Here is a 21,183-nt window from a genome sequence, read left to right on the forward strand (position 1 = left end):
TCACGCATAATCACCTCCATAACCTCGTTCCTTCCGCACCGCGCGCAGCTTCCAGCGCGCGGTGCTTCGCTGCATGACGTTCCACGCTTCCGCATCAGTCTTCATCATGCTGACCGTTAGTCCCAAACCTAATGCAGCCCTCATAGCCGCAGATCAGGCCTGACTCACTCGTTAATGCTGGCAGCCCTCCGACCTTAACCGACTCCTTGGCCCCCAGCCATTTGTCTAAAAATAGCGGCTCGCATGGCTTACCGCCAATATTCTGACCGTCTTCCTCCCGAATCAAATAGATTGTTTCACCACTAGGGTTGAGCGGACTCACACAAATGCCAAAATGAGGGACATTTGCTGTGAATTTATTATCCTCCTCATTCATCATCGGCTTGTCGTTTACAAACGACCCGTGGCTCTGCGGCAAATTAATCCGCCTAACATGGGTTCCGCAGTTGCAAAACATTTTGGCCCCGCGAACGATGTAGTACTCGCTATTTTGCATCCCTTCCACCTCCAACTCTCAGCATTCACTCCACCTGCACCCGTTCTAATCGAACCCCTGCAAAATCCCGCCGCAAAATGCTCTCCGCTACATCCAACCGGACCACAATAAGCGGCTTGCCGCTCTCTTTGATCCGCACGATGCGTTTTCCTGACAGCAACTCTCCATTGAGCACCAGCTTGCGGATCACGCTTCCGTCCCCAACTCGTTCACTGTGCGAACTAAGCGCCTCCACTTCTTCGAAGATAGGAAGAAAATAATGATGCTGCCTCCGATATTTGAGATCAATAAGCGGGGTCTGCTTGAATATCGTATCCGGTGCATATAGCTCTACCAGTCTCTTCAATCGGTCAGAGATCAAATAGAGCTGACCATCCAGCACATCCGGGCAGGTACTCTCCTGATTTGCTCTGACCTGCATCACAATCATTTCCGCCAGCTTGTGCGCGCTTGCCCAATGAATATCCCGTACATCGATTTGCCTTCTTATATCCACAAGAACGGGGACATCCGTTTCTCTCTCATCCTGCTTGAGCACAAAATACTCCTTCATTCGATAACCGCCCCTGCTGCCTCATTTGTAACCTCTTCCGCTCCAGTAAGCCGCACGCTTTGGTCTCGAAATTCGCCTGCCATCCAATTGATTCCGAGCGACTTCGCAATACGAGAATATTCCATGCTGCTCAGCAGCGCAGGCATCATTGACTTTATAAATTCAATCGCCAGCAGATGATATTTAACAGCTTCGATTTGCTTGATCCGGTCCAGATCCTGCGAAGTGATCTTGCGCGCGTACCCTTTTTTCACCTGCTCCAGATCTTTCATCCGGCGGAACAACGGTTCAAAGATAAAATCCGCCCGCCATAAGGCTGTGCATTCCACCTTGTCCATCATCCAGTTCTCGTCATAGGCATCGATTCGATAATGGGGAATGTTCTCCATAATTCCTGTTCGCAGCAAAGAGATGTACACATAGTGGATCGCGCCCTTCACCCCTTGCTCCTGCTGCTCGGCAACCTGACGCCATACGGTATCAAGGGTTTGACATAAGCCGTGCTCGATCTCTTCCTTGCGCTCATTCAGCGCATCTCCGATCGGAATGAGATCATCCAGCCATTGGTCAAAAACATGCTCCTCCAGAAATTTGTCCAGAACCGTATCTCTATCCATTTTGCTCTCCCTTAAACGTATTCAAGTTCGCCATGAGCTTATTTGATGTTGACCTTAGAGCCGCCGATTGTCACTTGATCCGCGATTTGAAGACTAGCGCCCGCTTGCTGAAGATCAATGCCTTCGCTGCCTTGGATCAGCACCTTTGCCCCGCCTGTAATTTCAATATCATCCTCTGCGTTCAACATAATTTTTTTATCGCTGTTGATTTCAATGCCCCCATCATCTGTCAGTCGCATCAGAAGCTTGCCGCTGCCGATGATTTCCACTGATCCTGGCTGGAACACAATCTGCTTGCCATATTTGGTGCTAATGCTCTTCACTGCAGGGTCACTGCGCTTTACAGGATCAGATGATGCGGTATCCACCGAACTAGCTGCAAAAGCATGCTTCTCCTCTTTATCCGGAAAATACACCCTAACCTCATCCCCTGCCTCCGGCATGCAGTACCAGCCGCTTCCATCTGGAGATGAATATACCGTTGAATAGGCGAACCACATCGAACCGCTCGATTCCCCGTCAATATGCAATTTCACCTTGACTTGATCCTTTGCAACATCAAGAATTTTGCCAAAGAGAGAAGCGCCTACAAGCGCATAGGGATAGATGGTCGGAACATTCATCCCCTCCTTGTCCTTTAGCACATAATGGCTCGTCAATACGCCATTCTCGATTACAGTCTCTGCTCTTGCTACATAGAGTGTTCGCCGCTGAAACTTCACGGGGCAGCCTAGATTTAAGATTGTACTGGCCGTAACCTCATAGCTGATGCTGTTCTGTTCATTCAAGTCACCCATGCCGTTCTCAGACTTCAGCTTATAGCTCTTCAAATCTTTCCTGATCGTATAGTTGAAAGATTCCAGCTTCTTCGGCTCGCCCTGATCCAGCAAGCCCACTGAATATTTCACGCCGCTCTGTGTACATATTGGGATCAATGGCGCATGCAATTGAGAGGCAATCCGGCGAGCAAACTGCCAATCTGTCTCCTCATACTGAACGAGCAAACCCCCGATGCTTTTGCCCCGAGAAGCTTCATCCATCACATCGAAATCCCGATACCCCTCCGTAATCTGTGTAAACAGCTTGCCGTAAGCCAGTTGAGCATTTTGAAACGAACGGGTTCGTTTTTGGAGATCCATCCGCAAAGTCGCACTATAGGCTTCCACCGTAAGCGTTCTGACGCCTCGAACAGCCTGTACACTTACATTCGTTACAATGCCTTGGAATAATGTGATCGTTCGCTCCCCATCCTGCACAGAGACTACAATTGTTTCTTGGTCATCCGCTCTCTCCACATAGTGATCGAGCTTGTCTTCTGGCACGATTCCGCTGATGCGAAGATGCGCATGCTCCCCTACCTGCTGGATCAGGCTGCATGCTTGCAAGCTCTCAAATTCATAGGGAGAGATACTCATATTGGAATACGTATAGACCGGTTGACTCATACTTCTTCCTCCTCTCGATCCTCTCGTATGACTCGAATGGTGCGAATGACTTGAAACACAAAGTCACGCCAATCCGCATATTCGCGATAACTGCAATTAAAGGTTCCTATCATCGTTCGACCGCTGAACTCAAAGAAGAACATCAGCTGGTAAATAAACTCATCCATCGCTGCGCTTTTGAAATCAAAGTACCCGACTTGCTTCTCATCCACCACCTCTATACCATCGGAGAAAAATACATTCGTCGGATTCACCTTTTTCAGCATCATCTTCGTGCCGTCGGTCAGCTCCTTCACCCATTCCTCCTCTAGCTCCTGATCAATCAGATTAAGGGTGAAATTAATAGCTCCTGTTTCATCGCTTTTAATGACAGCAGGACGATTCTCGTGCGGATATTTGATTTTTCTGAATTTTTCAGGCATATCTGTAAAGTCTTTAGGGATGTATAGAAACAGCTTATCGTCCCAGAATGATTGCTCTTCAAATTCATACAACCGCCTGCCAATCTTAACAGGCCCTGTTCGAATATCATTCGGTGTGGCTAATCTTTCAGCTTCGTTTAGCGCAGCTAATATTTCTTCATCCTTAAACATCAACCATCATCTCCTCAACCGTATACTTCCTCTATCGATAACGAGGCTCTGCCATCTGCTTAATTCTCCCTGCCGTCCCCATACCCGCCTGCATATTGGCCGCCATCGTATTCAGCTCTCTTGTTCTCGTACTCAAGATGCTCCTTGTTCACGACATAGGTACTTGCTATCAGATCATGCAGAGCTTGGTTCCTCTCAGTGAATGCGGCCATTATATACCCGATATAGAAGGTAAAGTTGGTGACGACTCGGCCTAAGCATCTCCCTGTTGCCCGTCCAAAGGTAAGCCGCTCCAAGCTGTTATTTACCACAACGATGCCAAGCGCCATTTTGCCCACAGTCGCCCTATGCTTGGAAGACTCCATGAAGGCATAATAGAGCCAGTAAACAATAAAAGGAAAAACGAAAAGAAACAAAAGCATCAGAATAACCCAAACAGCCAGAGCAGTAGTCTCAGTCCCGGCCCCAGCCGCGAACATCTCCGAAAACGTTCCTTCACTATAGACTTCGGATAGCTGATAGGTTCCAATTACCGTATACATGATAATGAAATAGATAAAGAAGAGAGCCACAATTACAATATTAAGAATCATACTGTCTATCAAATTAGCAGCGAATCTTTTCCAAAATCCTGCGTACATTCCAAACCCCCATCTTCATTTCTTCTTCAGTCCACTTCAATCCACCAGCACCCGCTGCGGTCCGCCATGACGATAGTCCGATCGCATACCGCCGCTTCGTCCGCCGCCGCTTCCGGACTCATCCAGTACACGCACCAGGAACCGGTGCAACTGCACATTGCTATAGTCCTTCCGTTCGATTCGCAGCCGGTGGGCGATATAATGCTCAATCACCTGGCGCTCCACCGTCCCGCTGTTCATGCACTGCATGGCGAATGCGATATCGTAAATATCGGAGCTGCCCGTCTTCAACAGCTCAGCTGCATAGTAGTGGATGACCGCTGGCGCCAGCGTGCTTCGTCCGCGACCTGCATACTCTGTATGGAGCAGATTAATCGTGTTGTATTCCGTTGCCATATCGGCGAAGCTTTGATAATCGCTCCGCAATCGTGCGCCCTCCTTGAGCTTGAACCTGCCAAGCTCAAGCTCATTGGGACGCAGCTCAACATGGTCATCCAGCACGATTTCCGACTCATAGCAGACCATATCGCCGCGTGTTGCAGACTCCTGAAATTGCAGCTTGACAACGAGATCCCTGCCCGTTGCTTTATAGGGCAGCTTACAGTCGGCAGCCAGCACATACAGATGACCGCCATGCTTGACGATTCCTTGTGTTATCGTCAAGCTCCCTTCGTCGCTGGTCCGCACCTCTGCCCCAGCCAGAATACCATCCGAATAGCCGCTCCAGTACAGATCAATGACATGACGGGGATAGTCCCGCAAGCTCTCCAGCATCTCTGTCTTTAGAATCCGCCCTTTTTGAAACATCGGATACCGATCAGCAAACACAAGCCATCACCCTCCCTTCGCCTTCCTTTAACTTCCCGAATCTTCCTCACCGATTCTTCGCCCTACTTCAATCCGTCAAAGAAATCCAGCTCCGAATTATCATTCTCGAACGCGAAGAACCGCTTCTTCCCAAGATGCAGCTGATCGCCGATCCGCGCGACTGGCACGACCTCGAAACCCCAGCGGCTCTCGCCTGCTGCAACGAAAAATTTCGCTTCACCGTTGATGATAGAATCCGTCTCATCCTGTGGAATCCGGCTGCCGTATATGGCCCTGATATCCTCATACAGCATCGGCTTGTACTGGTCGATGCGATTGAGATAAATATAAGTTTGACGAACAGTGCCATCGCTGCCCTTCAAGTGGAACTCCACCTCCGATGCGCCCACCGGCCTCGATATCGCCCCATGCGGCTGGCTTTTCCGATCCAGACTGGTCATGAGCGTCTTCTCCCGCCGATTATGGGTATATGCGGCCACCTCATAAGGAATGATCGGTGCATGATCCGTAATGCTCGTCTCAATATATCCCGCCTTGAGGGCAGTGCCATAACGGATCGCACCGCGCAGGCAAGCGAGCTTCAGCTCCGGCACCAAGCCCGTCGGCTCTGCCTTCTGACGGAATTCAATGCTTCGTCCGGGGACGAATTCCTTCAGCGCTTCGCGGAACACATCAATCCTGCAGGACTGGCCGGTCAGCTTAATAATGGAGTAATTTTGCAGCCGTCCATCGCGATAAAACTCATCGAGAAACTTGCGCACAATCTCATAAATATCCGCCTTCACCAGCTGCGTCATTTCTTTAATCGTGAACACCACATTCGGGCATTCATGAATATCCCGGAACCGGTCCTGATCGCGGACAGACAGACACCAACGCTCTACAGCAGTAATGCGCAGATCATTCTCCGCTCCACTATCCGACTCACTGAGAAACCGGCTGCGCAGCGTTCCTGTGCGCCGGAAGAAATCCATCTTCATCCGCTCGGCGATCTCCCACAGGAAGTAGAAATTGCCGCGCACCCGCCGGTAATCATCACGGGCTCTGTTCTCATATTCCTTATACCGTGTAGGCAGAATAGCCTCCGCTTCACGGTAACGCCGATCGAACATTTCATAGACAGCATCAATGCCGTATTCATCGACATGACGGAATAAATCTGTCCCCGGAATATCGATCAGCGTATCAATATCGGTCACTGCAGCGCCTCTGCTGTAATAGCTTGCGAACACGATTTTCATATATTGCATAATACGATACGTCAAATTGTTGCCGCCGAAGTTCGTATCGCCGTTTTCATAGGAAGTTTCAATGTTGATCTTATACGAGATATGCCCGTCCTCAATGCGGAATCGGCAGGAGGACACGTCCGTTGTGCCGCCGCCGCAGTCGATAACAAGCGCCTGATACTCGTCGCCATCCGTAAATCCGTTCTTCTCCATCTGATTCGCGATCGTATTGTATAGGACGGCCATCCCTTCATCAAGCGCCTGATCACATTCGATCTCATATTCCGGCAGCAGCTCCACGAACATTTCCAGAAACTGCTTCTTCAGCTTTACCGGACTAGTCAAATGCAGCCCGCGAAATCGGCACTTGAACTGATGCTCAGCCGTCCCTATAACATGAAGCAAATAAGCACGGATAATATCGCTCCGTTTGACCTGTGCCGCATTGCCGCGAGGGTCGCTCACTTCCTCCATCTTGTCGTAGCCGTTCACCCATCGCTTCATGCCGCGGAATACCGTTGCATGGCCGGAATAGCCGTTCCTGCTATGCGCCTTGAGCGCATCATATCCGAACAGGTATTGTACCAAGGACGGATCAGAGCAGTCATCCACACTGGCTACCGTCGGAAGCATCTCAATTAGCGTCTCCTCCTCCGTCGCGTCGAAGAAGCTCACATAATTGATTTCGTTCAGCCTGATCTTGCCGCTCAGCAGATCATGGCTGCAGTGCGAGCTGACATAGCTGCTGTCCAGATACACGCCCGCAGTCGTATTGGAGGTGCCGAAGTCAACGGCAAGTACAGCCGATGTCTGCTCCAGCTCGCGAATTTCCAGCTCCGCCACATCTACCCTGCCGTAATGCAGATTGATCGGCGGCATCGGATGCTTCGCATAATAGGCCTTATACAGATAGTCCGAATCCTGCTTGCGGAAGAAAAGCAGGCTGTAGTTGCGGTTCGTCGTTCTCCTCAACTCCGTGTCCTTGTCCTTGTACAGGCAATAGACGCCGGGCTCGCGTCCGTCCTTGACAGCATTCAGAATGCCGCACAGCTCCCCGTTCTCGTTGACAAGCAGCACATTCGATTCCGTAAGCACAGGGCCGCCTTCAATTCCGTAGCCATCCCGCTTGTTCGTGCAAAGACCGTTGTACAGCACGATCTTCGCAGGAATAGAGATCGTCGACAGCTCCTTAAGCGGTGTATTCAGATACATCCCAATCGCCTGCTCAACCTGCTCCAGCCCGCTGATGGATGGCTTTCGGATCAGCAGGCTCTCTTCGGCGTTCCTGAATTTCAGAATCGTGCGTATCATCTCTTCCTGATCCAGCGATTGGACCAGCCCCTCAATCAGCCTCTCCCGTTGACAAATATTGCGAAGCTGATAAGTCGTCATCTCCTCCAGTTCCGCCCGTCTGAAACGAGCGCTGCCGGAATTGCTTGTGCTAGATGCGCCATCCCTGTAAAGCCGGTACGAATATCCACCCATCTGTGCCCTGTCCCCTCTCTGCCGGATCAATACATTGCAATGCCGTCCTGCCGCATCGTATCCTCAAGACCGAGAATGCCAAAGTGCCGATTCCAATAGAACTCCACATGAAACCGAACCGGCAGAAAAATATCCATAATAAGACCAACCTTAGCGCGTGCCTCTTCCGTCTCCTCCTGTCCAACATAGACAAGAAGCTCATCCTTCTCCTCGCAATTCGCATAAATCGTGGATCGCTTGAACACCTTGCGCATCGTATCCTTCAGCAGATAGACCGCCTCGCCAGTCTCGTACAGCCGAAGCAGATTAAGCGCGATCATATCACGCTCCTCCCGCCCGAACAGTCCGATCGACCGCATCACCTTATCGCCATACGCGCCGTTCTCCAGATCACGCAGCGCGAACCGAATATAAAACTCCCGCTTGTTCAAACCTTGAGTCAGATCAATATCCGCGAGAAAATGAATCAGAATATCAAACAGCTGTTCCCGCAGCTCAACATCCTCATCATTGTTAATGTCGAACATCCCGTCAAAAATATGATCAAACCGATAATACGGATTGAGCTCCACCCTCCGCTCCGCCGTCCGGGCATTCAAGCTTTCCAGACTAAGCTCCATATAGGGCGAATAGACCTCTGCAACCGCAAAGCTAATGTCCCGCTTCGCTATTCCTGCTCGTTCCGACTTAATAATCAGATCCCATATATAATTCAAGCCCATACCCCTTCGCATTTGTATTCGGGAAAATACATCTGCACCTCTGATACGAGGAAGCTCATCAAATCATAAATAATGAACTCGTCCCACTGCTTCCCCGGCTTCCGCCGAAAAGACAGCCGCAGCAGCCGCTTATCATGCTCCGTCCGGACATGGTCGCTGATGAACGGGTTCATCCCATACGTCTGCCCCTCGCTACCAGGCTTCTCCTGAATAGAAGCATCCACGAATTCTAATGCTTCCGCAGCCTCGAAGGAATGAGCGATCCGCATAATTTCACCCTTGGCCCGAACGACCGTTGCCTGCTTGCGTGCATAGCTGCCAATGAAATCGCTGCTGCGCCGATTAGAGACAAGCGAATATTCGAGCTTCCCGATTCTCGAAGGAACGGGCTGGGTCAGCTTCAGCACATTCCAGTTGCCCGACCTCTCCAGAGGCGTTACAATGGTCAGCTCGTCCTCCGACCGTTTCATATAGCGAATATCCGACTCATCCGCATCCACAAGATAGCCGTTCTGCGAGCCCGTCTTGCGCAATGACAGCACATGCTCGTAATTGATCCTGTCCATTGCAGGCACAGGAAATCCGCTATTCTTAAGCGACAGCCGCTCAATATTCCAAAGCGGCACAACATCAAGCCGCTTGCTGCGCTCATACTCCTCGCAATCAACCGAAATTTCCATTATTTCTTCACTAGCATCAGGCGTTCGCTCGCAGCCGGTCAGAATAATATCAACAAACTTGTAAGCATAGGGATGGTTAACCGTCTTCCACGAAATACCGTTCTTCTGAAACGTCTCATACAGCTTCTCAATCTCCCGGACATACGTCAGATTCTGCTGCAGCCGAACCTCAATAGCGCAGCGTCCTCCCGTTGTTACCAGCTGGCCGCGAAACGTCCGCTTGCTCTCAAACAGCTTCTTCAAGGACATATAATCACACTGCATAAACATCGTGAACAGCGTAGACTCCTCATTGCGGCTAAGGCGGCTGACAATCGTCGTCAAATCATAAGAGGGCGGATTGACATCCGAGGGCAGCATCGGATAAAGAAATTCATGAATAGGGTCGATATCCTCGCGCGCACAAAGCGTCACATAAATATCGTTCTTATCATCAAGATCCTCCAACTCGTCGAATACACGCTGCTCCAGCCTTCGGGTCATCTCCTCCTGATGCTCCACCAGATTCAGGAAGACGCTTGTCATGATCCCTTTGAGCAGCCTGCGTCCTTCAAGATCCTCCATCCGGCCCAGTCGCTCCAGTACGATATCCTTCATCCTGCTTGCCCCTCCTCACCTGCTGTGACCAACTATCTATCGCGAGCTCTAATTCGAACCCGAATCGGCATCCTTATTGCCTCTTGCAGAGCTGCCTTAGCTCTCGCTCATGTTGCTGTCCACACCGCTTGCCGTGTTGCCACTCGTACCGCTTGCCGTATTGCTGCTCGTACCGCTCGCCGAGTTGCCACTCGTACCGCTTGCCGAGTTGCCACTCGCACCGCTTGCCGTGTTGCCACTCGTACCGCTCGCCGAGTTGCCACTCGTACCGCTTGCCGTATTGCTGTTCGTACCGCTCGCCGAGTTGCCACTCGCACCGCTTGCCGTATTGCTGCTCGTACCGCTCGCCGAGTTGCCACTCGTACCGCTTGCTGATCCGCCCCCAGAACTGCCCGCTGAACTGCCGCCCGCACTAGTATCCGAATCCGTCCCCGCTGCGGATGCCCCTCCGGGTTCCCCATTCGATCCCCCATTACCGGTTGACGGCAGCGGAATGGGATTCAGCATCTCGTCCGCCTTGGCGATCTTGCGTTCCATAGCAAGCACATTCTCCAGCAATCCGATCTCCTGATACGTTTGCTGCGCTTTCGCATACGCATCAATCGCTCCAGCATAATCCTCCATCGCATTGCTGCGGTCGCCTCTCTGCTCCTGCTTCTCCGCGAGCAGCTTCTTCTGCTCCTTCTCCAGCGCCTTGAGCTTGGATTCCGCCTCTTCCAGCTTGCTCTTAATATCCTTCTCGCCGCTGGCGAAGCCCGCATGAATCGCTGCATTCCGCGCTTTCTTATAAATCTCGATGGCGCCGGCATAATCCTGGCTTTCCATAAGCAGATCCGCTTCCTTCACCTTCTCCTGAACGCCCTTGAAGGCGGCTGCCTGCTGAATTCGCTTATCCAGCTCCAGCGGATCGAAATGCTCATCCTTCTCCGCACTTTTCTTCGCCTTCGCGAACTGCTCCTCCGCCTTCTCGTAGCTGCCATCCTTGAGCAGGCTGTCGCCGGTAACAATCGACTGCGCGATCTTGTACTTCTTCGTATAGAGAAGGGTATGAACCTTGTCCTTGATTTTGATCGAAGCATTCCGAGCCTCGCTGAATTCCTTCATCGCCTCGGCGTAGTTCTCTTCAGCAGCGAATTCGTCGCCATTCTCCGCATGCTCCAGCATGCTTGCGACCGTCTCCGCCAAGCGCTTCGCCTCTTGACTCTTGTAGTAGATGAGAAATCCCAGCATAATGAGCAGCGGAATCAACGTAATAATGATCCATTTGATCATCTTTTTCTTGCTCTTGCGTTCTTCCTTGAACACCTTGTCCGCATAGACAGCCGCTGCCGTATAGTTCGCAATAGTCGGCCGCTGCTTGCTGAGCAGCACTTCCTCCAGCATATCGACCATCGCGGTCGGCTCCTTCGCTTCCTCCAGTACGTCCAGCATTTCGGGAATATCGACCCCTTCCCATAGGCCAGACGTAACGAGCAACAGAACATCACCCTCTGCGAGCAGCGTCTTCTTGGAGACAAACGGCTGAAATTGCTCCGGCTTGCCCACATACTCCAGCAAATTATGCCGTTCCTCGTGACGGTCCACCGCCGCCTGGGAGATTCTCAGCTCATCCGCCATCGATTGCGCCAGGCTGAGATCCCTGCTGACACCAAGCAATCTCCCGCCGCGAAAATGATACAGACGCGCATTGCCAGCCACTGCCCACACCATCCGCGTATAGTCCGTCACAACCATAATCAGGCTGGCCTTCAGCCGTACGCGGCGGCTCTCATATCGCAGCCAATCATTGGCCTCCTGCAAGTATTCATCCAGCTTTCTGCGCGACATCGTCGGCTTGTCCGTGAAATTCTCCAGCAGCAGCTGAACGACCATCTCCGCGCTATGCGCTTCCTGATCCGAGTCCAAACCGTCAGCAGCTACCCAGCATGCCATATCATCCAGCTCTACAAAGGCAAAATAATCTCGATTCTCCATGAACGTGCCCGCTTCGGAGAGAAATTCCGTCTTGAAATCACTGTTCTCCTTTCTCATCCGTACACGCACCCTTTTCCCTTGAATAGCCCGCATTTCGCCCGGCTCTCATGCTTCTCTGTCACAATTACACCGCCGGCTCCAGAATAAGAATGGTCGCATTGTCCTGATGCTTGAGCCGTTTGCGCTCAATGACCTCGATCATCTGATCGGCTGCCTCGTCAGGCGTCAGTCTCTTGCTCAGCACCTGTTCCATCTCAACCTCGGACAGCGTGTTGTATACACCATCGCTCAACAACAAAATTTTATCGTTCGATTTCAACGAAAACGGCTCGCTGCCGATCTCGATATTTTGAAAGCTGTCGAATCCCAGATAGTTAACCAGCCTTTTGCGCATAGGATTGCCGCGCACCTCTTCCCGCGTCAATTCGCCTGACAGCACCCGCTCCTCAAGCACCGTTTCCAGCACATGCTTCCGGTTGACCGGAATGAAATCGCCATTCCGATACACAATCAGCACACTGTCGCCCACAGCGCCCCAATAGAGCCGACTGTCCTTAATAATTGCCGCGACGAGCGTCGTACCGCCGCTTGATCCCGCAAGATTGCGCAATATTTCGCTGTTCGTAAGGCGCGCCGCTTTCGTCAAAAACGAAGGAACGTCATTCAAATCACTCAGCTTCAAATATTCCTTAATGAATGTTTTCACTGCAATCGTACTGGACATCCGGCCATTCGACAGACCACTGATCCCATCAGCCAATACCGCAATCGTGCCCGTTGCAGTAGAGGCGCTTGCGAAATAATCGTCCTGCTCCTCCCGTGTTCCGATCGTCTGTCCATTGCCGATCATGATGTCCAGCGCAGGAGCTTGACCGTTCCGCAGCCGCAGCCGGCCCCGAATCGCCACAAGCGCCGCGATGGCTGCAATGAACGTCATCATAACGAGATATGGCGTTATGTCCAATCCTTCAAGCATTGCTATCATCCTCTTAACCCAGATTGTTGTCCCACTCGAAATGAACGCCGCACAGCGGTATGAATATGAACTTGCTGCGTCCTAGCTGGATGACGTCATACGCCGTCAGCTCTACAGGCGAATACACCGCTTCATTGTTATGATAGGCAAGTCCTGACGCGTCGCCAGGCAGCAGATAAAATTGGCGTTTCTTAGGATCGTATACAATGACCGCATGATTCCTGCGGGAGACCGCATTGTCGCCAATAATCCGAATATGCATCTCCTCGGAGCGGCCGATGAAATTTTTCTCCGCCATAATCCGATAATCCTGTCCGAGCTGAGGACCTTCAATACAGACAAGCCAGCCTGTGACCGGATCAATGCCTTTCGTTTCACCCAGATACGGCATCGTTTTTTCTTCCTCTTCCATGAGCAGCGGCGGGCGTTTATCCGCTTTGGGAGCCTGCTCCACCGATATGCTGCAGTAGGGGCATATGCTGCCATGCTTTCTCGTGCTGAACATATGTCCGTTCGGACATCTCGTCAAACTCATTACCGTCATTCCCCCGTTAATTTGGTACAGGCTGCAATTATTTCACCAGCATTCTCGTATTCGCGATATAGATCATGTCGCCTGTCTCGATAAGTGAAGGCGCATCGGATTCCAGCTTGACTGCCGAGCTCCGATTGCTCTTGCGAATACCGATTCCGTTGCGGGAATCCAGATCCTCGATATACCAGCGGCCGGATGTATAGTTAAGCACAGCATGCTGTGTACTAATGAGCGATGCATATTCGGTATCAGCCAGATCAATATCGACCTCGCTGCGTCCCGTCGTCTTCCCAATCAGCAGAGAAACCTCTCCTTGAATAAACCATTCCTTGATGCTCTCGCTATCCTCGTCAAGCAGCACCAGCTTCGTTATCTTCGCTTGCCCCTTCCGCCCTGCGCTTAGCTGAATAGGCTGAAGCTTCCTCCATCCATAAACCGCGATCAATCCGGCCAACAATATGCCAACCGCCCATTGCAATACCGCATCGGTATTCATTCCGAACGCATAATAGAGCGCTTCGGCCGCGACTAAGCCAATCATCAGATCGACGGCGATAATAGAGGCTGGCTTGCGGCTCTGGCTTACAGCCGATTCGCCCGTATGTGTCACTGTGCAGTCCTCCGCTCCATTAACTCTCATTCCAGGACTCAATTGCCGGAATAACGCAAAAAAACCGCTTCCTCAACCGAATCCGCGATGCCAGTCTTTCACAGACCGCCCGAGGATGTCGGGAATAAGCCGCATCGCCTTTACTTGTTTTTCTTGCCAAAATACCGATTGAACATATCTGATGTATCAATTGGATTGCGAGGTGATGCGCCCTTCTGCTCGGAAGAACGGTTGCCCTTGGCGTCAAATCCGAAAAACTTCCCGAACTGCTCGGCCACGGAAGCAGGATCGAACCCGCCACTGCCGCCCTGTCCGCCGTTTGGCTGCCTGCTCTCCTTCGTCTTCTCGTTTGAATGAAATGCGCCCGCTCCTGCTTTCCCCGAAGAGCTGCCCCTCAATCGGGCATCATACGCCTCTCTCTCCTTGGGCTCGCGCAATATTTCATACGCTTCCTTAATCAGCTTGAAGCGCTGCTCCGCTTCCTGGCTCCCGCCATTGACATCAGGATGATAACGCTTTACAAGCTGCCGATAGGAGGTTTTAATCTCCAGCTCCGTAGCGGCCTGACTGACCTCCAGCAATTCGTAATAATTCATAGCCTCAACTCTTTTATGTATAGGATGGGAATACCCGCTGCTCCTGCAACGGCCGGGCAATAATTGCCCGGCCGTCCATGAGCAGGCTTAGCTTACAGCTTGCCGCAAGATGACATTAAACAGCGTAGCCGCCGCTAATAGCAGCGAACTCTGTTTTGTCTTTCTTCTGCTTGATGTACAAGCTGAATTCCCCTACGCCTTCGGTATCTCCGAAAGACTCGGTGTAATCTACGACAAATGCGTTCGGGAAGTACACTTTGCGGACAACTTGGTCAGCCGCGATAACTTCCAGCGTAACTTTGCGGTAGCAATCTGCTTTCTCAGCAGGTACGAGCGACCAAAGCGCCAGCTTCATCGAATCATCAGCGCTATCGCCATCTGTTGCCGTAATGATTTTGCCTGAAATGCGAAGCGTTGCACCCACATCAGTGGATCTTGCATTGGAATCGTCTGGCGTATCTGTGTCGTAAATAACCTTCTGGATGTTGTCCAAGCCCAATTCAATCGTTTCTGCGCCTTCTACCTTCAATCTGAAACCCATGTTTATTTCCTCCTTGAAATGTATGATTCCTTCGGCCGTAGTGGCCACTAGGATTTATGTATCAAGACGGACTTACGGATGTAAGCCCGCCTCTAACATACCAATGGTCGAAAATTATGCCTTGACAGGAGTTGTGCCCTTCGTGATGGTGACATCCAGGTTCTTCACATTGCCGTTGAACACGAGATCAATGTGGCACATATGGCTTTTCTCATCGATAATGTAGCTCATATCGTCCCCATCTTGAATAATGGAGTTGACATAACCGCGAGTGCCCAGCCACTTGCTCTTCTGGCTGCTTGGATTGTTGCTGAAGAATCTGACGATGTTCTCATGCTTGAAATCGCCGGTCTGGAACCGGAGCATCCGCTCGATATAAGTGCTGACGAGCGTCTTGTATATGGAATCGAAGCCGTCCTCTGACATCGCGAGACTTCTCGCCTTGTAGACGGTTATTCGTTTAATATCTCGATCCTGAAGCTGTGCGTTCTCGGAAGAGAATACAAAGCCGAAATTCTTCCTGTTGATAGAATCCTTGATATTGTTCGTGAATCCGGTAATTTCCTTCGCCATCGTCGTCACTACGCGCAGACTGTTGTCTCCTGCTTCGATGTCGAAGCGAACGCCCGGATACTCCTTGCTGATCGACTTGTAATGCTCGCGCAAATATTCCGGACACTGGTATGCGGCTACGATACCGGCTGCCACATAAGCGCCGCCGACATACACACCCTCGATCCACAGCTTCAGAATATCTTCCTTCTCCTGCGAGAGCTGAACGCCGTTCTCCGTCTGGAGCATTCTGCTGTCGATTACAACGCCGGATTTATCCTTCGGAATGATCGTGAAGTTCGGCATGCAAGGGATCGCGAATTCGCTGTATTCCTTGCGGACAAGCACCGAGCATTTGTCGATATACTTGTCGATGCCGGCAGTCGCCACACTGTTGAAGGTGGTCTCCTCGCCAGACTCGAAGCTGAAGAACACCTGCAGCTTGTAGTCATGCACAACCTGCAGCAGCATGGATAACGATTCCAGACTGTTGCCTTCCTGCTTGACAACCTTCTCATTGCCCCGGAATCGCTCGCGGGACACCTTCACCTTGCTCGCCGTCTCCATCTCCAGAGAAGGAACGATGCCGAACCAGATCGTATCGCTGAAGTCATTCTTGGAGTTGACCGTGTTCAAGAACGTTTCCAGCCGCGGAATATTGCTGCTCTTCACCATCATGTCGAGCTTGCAGTTCGTGATGAGCATGGAAGGCGTCATCCCTTTATTCTTGATCGCGTATTGATCGAAGAACATTTTGACCCCAAGAATTTTCTCTACCAGCGGCTTGACTGTTTTCACAAAATCATCCTTGGCATTCTTGTAGAACTCCAGATACGTATTGTAATTCCGCACCTCTGTACCCAGATCTATCTCTGCTTGCACAACCGGCAGCGGACAGAAGGTGCGCACAACAAGATCCTTCACATACGCAGATGGCGTTTCCGTTATATTGTCATAATCATCGCCGAACACATTGACGAGCTCGCCTGCAGCGCTCTCTTCAAGAAGCATCAGCTCCGTGCTCTCACTCTTCGGCGCCTCGATAATTTTGAGCTCACCGGATTCCGCAATCGTCAGCATGCCGATCTGAATGGCCTCCGACTGGTTCTCTTCCTGAGAGCCTCCGAGCAGCAAGCGGGTTTTAATATCCTCAATTGCCAGCGGCAGCATCGCCATTACGTTGTTGTAGTTGGCGCTCGCTTCCTCGAAGAGACCGTTCAGCTTGTCGCCGAGATCCAGCTTCTTCGGATCTCCCTCATCAAGCTTCTCGTATTGCGTGTGCAAATAGTGGATTTCCTTGCGCACCTGGCGAATGTCATCCATGACCTTCTTGGGCGAAATCATATCCAGCAAATTCTCGAATTTGAAATCCACATTCGTAATGCCTTGGCTGCGTTTCGTATCGATTAGCGTGAACAGCATTTTCAAGAAATCATTATTCTGGTCGATCCGAATCTCAGAGATGCAATCATCCGCAATACCTTCCGGCTTCTTCAATGTGTACATGACCTTTTGGTTAGCCGCATTGTAGAACGAGTATACGGTCGGCAGGAACTTGTCCAGAAACTCGTCGAAGCTCCGAATTAGCAAATGACGATTAATTTCCTTGATCTTCTCGTCGCTCAAGCTGTCAATGCCTTTGACATCTCCTACGAGAGTGATCAAATCCAGCTTCTCCGGATTGATCTCTTCAAAGAGCATTGCCCGGTTCGTTTGTTGAATGATATCCACGACGGTATAACTCCCTTCATCTTCTGGTTTACAGCTAGTGCCGGGATCATCCTCTCAGTATCACAACTAATCGTCTGGACCCACACCGCCAATTTACGTAGTTCTCAACACACATTTGTTTTTACATAATTCCCCTGTTCGATTCGACATTATCTTAATCACCCGTTTACTTTTTTGTCAAATAATAAATATTAAAAGGGTCTTTTTTCCTAATCTGGCGTAAGAAATTTGTATGACTTTTAGCTTATTTTTGTAATTTCTATCACATTTTCGTCAGGATTGACGACATATAATTATGTATATTCCCCAAATGCTTCCTACATTGGTTTGCTGTTACTCGAAAATCAATTCCCATTCGACACAAATATCCCGAAATCTTAATAAAACATAATCTAACAATTATCTTTCATATGTGTGAAAAGGTGGGTTAATAATCCTATGTTTAATTTAATTGGAATTAATAAACGAATCGCTTTCCTCCTCTCTCTTCTGCTCCTGTTTTTACTTCTGCTTGCACCCGCAGCTGTAGCCGCTGAAGAGAAACGGGCCCCGCTTCCAGGATACGATGCTGTATTCGTCCTTGATACGAGCTATTCCATGAATGATACTGACCCTGACAATATCGCTTCAGAGGTTATCAATATGTTTATCGATATGACCGAGGCGAAGCGGACTCGCATAGGGTTTGCGGCATACAACCACACCATCGTCGATTCCATGCCGCTCACCCCCATTACAGTCAAGGAAAAACGCGAGGAGCTCAAGCGCAAGCTGGATAAGCTGCGCCGCTCCGGATTTACCGATCTGGGGTTGGGACTGCGCAAAGGAACGAAGCTGCTGTCAGGCGCCAGCGACAATCACAAATTCATCATCCTGCTCTCTGATGGCGAGACCGACTTTGGACCAGCGCCTACCGGCAGAACCGTGAGCGATTCAAGCCAGGATGTGGAGTCGGCGATTCAAGCCGCCAGCGCAGGCGGCTACCCCATCTATACAATCGGGCTGAATCATGATGGAACGGTCAACCAGGAGGAGCTGGAGCGCATTGCAGAATTAACGGGCGGCAAATCCTATATGGCCAATAGCGCCGATGACCTGCCCGAGACATTCAACCGAATATTCGCTGATCAATTCCAATCCAACTTCGTTCCTGTGGCCGCTGTAACTGCAACCGGCAAGATGCAGGAGGTTACAGTAACGATACCGAATTCGAGCATGAGGGAGACGAATATCGTTCTGCTCTCCGATCACCCGCTCGAAGAAACACAGCTGTATTACACCTCGCAGAATATACGGTATACCGTATCGGACAAATACGCGCTGCTGAAGATTTTGAAGCCGGAGAAGGGCGCATTCAAGTTGAAATTCCGTGGTGCGCGGGGCGATCTCATCAAGGTGAATCTGCTGGACAACTACGATGTGCAGCCTCGGATTACCTTGCCCGCCCAAGGTGTGATCAAAGGAAAACCAGCCGTCTTCCATGCAGACCTGATTACGCCTGACGGAGAGAAGCTGCTGGACAAGGACGTTTACAAGACGCTGAAGATTGATCTGATCATCACGAACAAGCAAACCAATAGCACCGAGCATATCGCTTTGAAAAATATAGGGGATGCCCTTACAGCGGACTATACCTTCCAGAAGTCGGGCAGCTACACTTGGAAGGCGCGGCTGGATGGGCCGGACTTCTACCGCAATTATCCGGTCAACACACTGGATGTCACGAACACAGCGCCTGAACAGTTAGAGAAGGGCGGCTTAGCACTGGCAAAGGAGGACGGAGCAGTAACGCTTCCGCTCAGCGATTATTTCAATGATGCCAATGGCGATGCCCTCGCTTATGAGCTCGTCTCGAATTCTGCCGCTGATTCATTAGGCGCCGTTGTGCAGAATGGCAAGCTGACCATCGATCCGCTGCAATCAGGGAATGCGCAGCTCGTTCTGCGCGCAACGGATGATGAGGGCGGTACCGTTACGACTGAGATTGCAGTTGCGATCAGCAACATGTGGGATGGAATTATTCGAATCGCGCTTATTGCGATAGCCGTTGTCATTGCGGCCGCTGTTGCCTTCTGGAAGCTCCGTCCCAGACCTCCCTTCAAGGGAAGGCTTGAGGGGTACTTCCTCAGCACCGCAAGCGGCAACGATATCCCGGTCAAATATTGGCCGCTCACATCGTTCTCGCAGCAGCGGGTAACCTTGCGTCAGCTTTTTGAGAGTCTCGATATTCATGAGCCGCTGCCTGAGAGCGCTCATATTATTTTCAAAGCGGGGAAGGACGGGGCCTTGCATATTACTCATCGCACACGCTGCACCGTATCGAAGGGCAGGTCGCCGATCGAAGCCGGACGCAGAGAAACATTGCATTTCAACGATAAGCTGTACATTACTTTCGAGGATGGCATGACCGAGATCGAGCTCAGATACAAGTCGGTCAAACCGACTACCAACATCTATCAGAAGGAAGAAAGCGCGTCTTAAATGCTTGCTACGGGTTTGGAGGGTTCTTTCGATCGCTGTTAAAGCCCGATTTCTTATCTGCTAGTGTGATTACTTAGGTTGAAATCGGGCTTTAAAGGCGAACACTATCGTTTCTTCAGAATCCCTCCAACCCTCCGCTGTAATTATACCGAAAGGCCAACCTGCTAGCTCTGGTTGACCCCGCAATACGAAGAAGGCCAACCTGCTAGCTCTGGTTGACCCCGCAGTACGAAGAAGGCCAACCTACTAGCTCTGGTTGGCCTCATAATACGAAGAGGGCTGTCTCAGCGGGTCATTGACCTGAGACAGCCCTCTTGCTTGTTTATGAATCAGACGTTGTCCGCACCATCACGCTGACGCCGCCGTTCACCCCTTCCTGCACCCCAGCCCCCCAAGCCTGCCGCGATTCTGAACCATCGAAGCGATTGACATCTGCGCTTCACTTCCAAAGCTAGTCCCCAGTGAATAATCCAGGCAAGCGCAGGATTGGCATTCCGATTATGAGCACGAAGGGGAGGCAGCTTATCCTCAAACAATCGCTCCGTTACATCTGTCGGCGGTCGTCCTGTCAATACAAAGTACATCGTAGCTGCCAAGCTGTAGATATCAGAGCTAGGTCCCTGCTGAGACTTCTCAGAATATAATTCCAGCGGCGAATAGCCTGACGTCGTCATAATAGGAAACTGCCGGCATTCTGCATAGCGTACCGCCGAACCGAAATCAATCAGCTTAGGCTTGCCGTCACGGTCAATCACTATATTGCCCGGCTTAATATCCCGATGGATAATCCCCTCGTTATGCAGATAGGCCAGCGCACTCATAATAGGATTGAACGTCTGCCTCATGAATCTGGAGTTGAGGTCAGAAGGCAGCTTACCTTCTGTCTCCTGACCGCTTCCTTCCCTCACCAAACGATCCAACGTTGTCCCCTGGCAATATTCCATGACCAGATACAGCGTATTATTCTCTTCGAAATGCTCCTTGTATCGGACGATATAGGGATGCTCGATCTCCTTCAACAGCAGCGCTTCCTGCCGAAACAACTCCCTAAGAATCTCGTACTGTCGTACCCTGCTGGACTTCGGTTTATCTACTGTTCGCCGATCAGCGCCGCGCTGCGTCAGTGCTCTGGGGAAAAATTCCTTTACAATGCGCATTTCCCCGCTATCTCCATGCCTGGCCGTATAGACAATCGATAATTCACTCTGCGATACGATACTCTTAATCCGATAAGACTGCAGAAGCCGGGTATTCCGACCCAAGCACTCCTCATCCCACTCCAGCTTCACATTCACTCTCAT

At 50.9% G+C, this 21,183-nt stretch carries 19 protein-coding genes; 1 reads left to right on the plus strand and 18 read right to left on the minus strand.

Annotated features, from left to right (window positions below):
• Positions 1–94: 94 nt before the first annotated feature.
• The 17 genes from L6H65_RS00005 to L6H65_RS00085 all read right to left on the minus strand — a co-directional run bounded on the left by L6H65_RS00005 (position 95) and on the right by L6H65_RS00085 (position 17,401).
• The gene (locus L6H65_RS00005; RefSeq protein WP_236338154.1) at positions 95–496 is read right to left on the minus strand and encodes a DUF4280 domain-containing protein; all 402 of its coding nucleotides are present in this window, start codon (positions 494–496) and stop codon (positions 95–97) included.
• A gap of 25 nt (positions 497–521) precedes the next feature.
• Positions 522–1,049 carry a hypothetical protein gene (locus L6H65_RS00010; protein WP_236338155.1) on the minus strand — a complete coding sequence of 176 codons (528 nt, stop codon included), beginning with the start codon at positions 1,047–1,049 and terminating at the stop codon, positions 522–524.
• Positions 1,046–1,666, minus strand: coding sequence for a hypothetical protein (locus L6H65_RS00015; protein WP_236338156.1), 621 nt, complete (start codon positions 1,664–1,666; stop codon positions 1,046–1,048). Before L6H65_RS00015 ends, L6H65_RS00010 begins: the two co-directional genes overlap by 4 nt.
• Positions 1,667–1,704: 38 nt before the next feature.
• Entirely contained in the window at positions 1,705–3,111 is a 1,407-nt protein-coding gene (locus L6H65_RS00020; protein ID WP_236338157.1) for a phage baseplate assembly protein V, read from the minus strand.
• Complete coding sequence (locus tag L6H65_RS00025; RefSeq protein WP_236338158.1) at positions 3,108–3,704, minus strand: hypothetical protein; 597 nt, start codon at positions 3,702–3,704, stop codon at positions 3,108–3,110. The genes L6H65_RS00020 and L6H65_RS00025 overlap by 4 nt, the downstream gene beginning before the upstream one ends.
• 59 nt (positions 3,705–3,763) lie before the next feature.
• Entirely contained in the window at positions 3,764–4,345 is a 582-nt protein-coding gene (locus L6H65_RS00030; protein ID WP_236338159.1) for an RDD family protein, read from the minus strand.
• Between the two features lie 36 nt (positions 4,346–4,381).
• The gene (locus tag L6H65_RS00035) at positions 4,382–5,173 is read right to left on the minus strand and encodes a DNA and RNA helicase (protein ID WP_236338160.1); all 792 of its coding nucleotides are present in this window, start codon (positions 5,171–5,173) and stop codon (positions 4,382–4,384) included.
• Between the two features lie 62 nt (positions 5,174–5,235).
• On the minus strand, positions 5,236–7,887 hold the full coding sequence (locus tag L6H65_RS00040; RefSeq protein ID WP_236338161.1) for a molecular chaperone: 2,652 nt from the start codon (positions 7,885–7,887) through the stop codon (positions 5,236–5,238).
• A 26-nt stretch (positions 7,888–7,913) separates the two neighbouring features.
• Positions 7,914–8,609, minus strand: coding sequence for an iron-dependent peroxidase (locus L6H65_RS00045; protein WP_236338162.1), 696 nt, complete (start codon positions 8,607–8,609; stop codon positions 7,914–7,916).
• The gene (locus tag L6H65_RS00050) at positions 8,600–9,886 is read right to left on the minus strand and encodes a normocyte-binding protein (RefSeq protein WP_236338163.1); all 1,287 of its coding nucleotides are present in this window, start codon (positions 9,884–9,886) and stop codon (positions 8,600–8,602) included. Before L6H65_RS00050 ends, L6H65_RS00045 begins: the two co-directional genes overlap by 10 nt.
• A 96-nt stretch (positions 9,887–9,982) precedes the next feature.
• On the minus strand, positions 9,983–11,917 hold the full coding sequence (locus tag L6H65_RS00055) for a serine/threonine protein phosphatase (RefSeq protein ID WP_236338164.1): 1,935 nt from the start codon (positions 11,915–11,917) through the stop codon (positions 9,983–9,985).
• 67 nt (positions 11,918–11,984) lie between these two features.
• Complete coding sequence (locus tag L6H65_RS00060; protein ID WP_236338165.1) at positions 11,985–12,836, minus strand: PP2C family protein-serine/threonine phosphatase; 852 nt, start codon at positions 12,834–12,836, stop codon at positions 11,985–11,987.
• A gap of 13 nt (positions 12,837–12,849) precedes the next feature.
• A complete protein-coding gene (locus L6H65_RS00065; RefSeq protein ID WP_236338166.1) occupies positions 12,850–13,371 on the minus strand; it encodes an FHA domain-containing protein in 522 nt (173 codons plus the stop codon).
• A gap of 37 nt (positions 13,372–13,408) precedes the next feature.
• Positions 13,409–13,981, minus strand: a complete 573-nt coding sequence (locus tag L6H65_RS00070; protein ID WP_236338167.1) for an FHA domain-containing protein — start codon at positions 13,979–13,981, stop codon at positions 13,409–13,411.
• A 140-nt stretch (positions 13,982–14,121) separates the two neighbouring features.
• Complete coding sequence (locus tag L6H65_RS00075; RefSeq protein WP_236338168.1) at positions 14,122–14,577, minus strand: DnaJ domain-containing protein; 456 nt, start codon at positions 14,575–14,577, stop codon at positions 14,122–14,124.
• 115 nt (positions 14,578–14,692) lie between these two features.
• The gene (locus L6H65_RS00080; protein WP_236338169.1) at positions 14,693–15,118 is read right to left on the minus strand and encodes a membrane-associated protease 1; all 426 of its coding nucleotides are present in this window, start codon (positions 15,116–15,118) and stop codon (positions 14,693–14,695) included.
• A gap of 114 nt (positions 15,119–15,232) precedes the next feature.
• Positions 15,233–17,401 carry a transcriptional regulator gene (locus L6H65_RS00085; protein WP_236338170.1) on the minus strand — a complete coding sequence of 723 codons (2,169 nt, stop codon included), beginning with the start codon at positions 17,399–17,401 and terminating at the stop codon, positions 15,233–15,235.
• 438 nt (positions 17,402–17,839) lie between these two features.
• Between L6H65_RS00085 and L6H65_RS00090 the strand changes: the two genes are divergently transcribed.
• Positions 17,840–19,882, plus strand: coding sequence for a vWA domain-containing protein (locus L6H65_RS00090; RefSeq protein ID WP_236338171.1), 2,043 nt, complete (start codon positions 17,840–17,842; stop codon positions 19,880–19,882).
• 329 nt (positions 19,883–20,211) lie between these two features.
• On the opposite strand, the gene L6H65_RS00095 is transcribed toward L6H65_RS00090, so the two are convergent.
• Positions 20,212–21,183, minus strand: coding sequence for a serine/threonine protein kinase (locus L6H65_RS00095; RefSeq protein WP_236338172.1), 972 nt, complete (start codon positions 21,181–21,183; stop codon positions 20,212–20,214).

Source organism: Paenibacillus plantiphilus (assembly GCF_927798095.1).
Taxonomy (GTDB): Bacteria; Bacillota; Bacilli; order Paenibacillales; family Paenibacillaceae; genus Paenibacillus_Z; species Paenibacillus_Z plantiphilus.

Coding starts and splice junctions, on each gene's coding strand:
- L6H65_RS00005 (WP_236338154.1), bottom strand. CDS start 496: ATGCAAAATAGCGAGTACTACATCGTTCGCGGGGCCAAAATGTTTTGC.
- L6H65_RS00065 (WP_236338166.1), bottom strand. CDS start 13,371: ATGAGTTTGACGAGATGTCCGAACGGACATATGTTCAGCACGAGAAAG.
- L6H65_RS00025 (WP_236338158.1), bottom strand. CDS start 3,704: ATGTTTAAGGATGAAGAAATATTAGCTGCGCTAAACGAAGCTGAAAGA.
- L6H65_RS00080 (WP_236338169.1), bottom strand. CDS start 15,118: ATGGGTTTCAGATTGAAGGTAGAAGGCGCAGAAACGATTGAATTGGGC.
- L6H65_RS00090 (WP_236338171.1), top strand. CDS start 17,840: ATGTTTAATTTAATTGGAATTAATAAACGAATCGCTTTCCTCCTCTCT.
- L6H65_RS00020 (WP_236338157.1), bottom strand. CDS start 3,111: ATGAGTCAACCGGTCTATACGTATTCCAATATGAGTATCTCTCCCTAT.
- L6H65_RS00050 (WP_236338163.1), bottom strand. CDS start 9,886: ATGAAGGATATCGTACTGGAGCGACTGGGCCGGATGGAGGATCTTGAA.
- L6H65_RS00030 (WP_236338159.1), bottom strand. CDS start 4,345: ATGTACGCAGGATTTTGGAAAAGATTCGCTGCTAATTTGATAGACAGT.
- L6H65_RS00075 (WP_236338168.1), bottom strand. CDS start 14,577: ATGAATTATTACGAATTGCTGGAGGTCAGTCAGGCCGCTACGGAGCTG.
- L6H65_RS00045 (WP_236338162.1), bottom strand. CDS start 8,609: ATGGGCTTGAATTATATATGGGATCTGATTATTAAGTCGGAACGAGCA.
- L6H65_RS00015 (WP_236338156.1), bottom strand. CDS start 1,666: ATGGATAGAGATACGGTTCTGGACAAATTTCTGGAGGAGCATGTTTTT.
- L6H65_RS00055 (WP_236338164.1), bottom strand. CDS start 11,917: ATGAGAAAGGAGAACAGTGATTTCAAGACGGAATTTCTCTCCGAAGCG.
- L6H65_RS00060 (WP_236338165.1), bottom strand. CDS start 12,836: ATGCTTGAAGGATTGGACATAACGCCATATCTCGTTATGATGACGTTC.
- L6H65_RS00010 (WP_236338155.1), bottom strand. CDS start 1,049: ATGAAGGAGTATTTTGTGCTCAAGCAGGATGAGAGAGAAACGGATGTC.
- L6H65_RS00095 (WP_236338172.1), bottom strand. CDS start 21,183: ATGAGAGTGAATGTGAAGCTGGAGTGGGATGAGGAGTGCTTGGGTCGG.
- L6H65_RS00040 (WP_236338161.1), bottom strand. CDS start 7,887: ATGGGTGGATATTCGTACCGGCTTTACAGGGATGGCGCATCTAGCACA.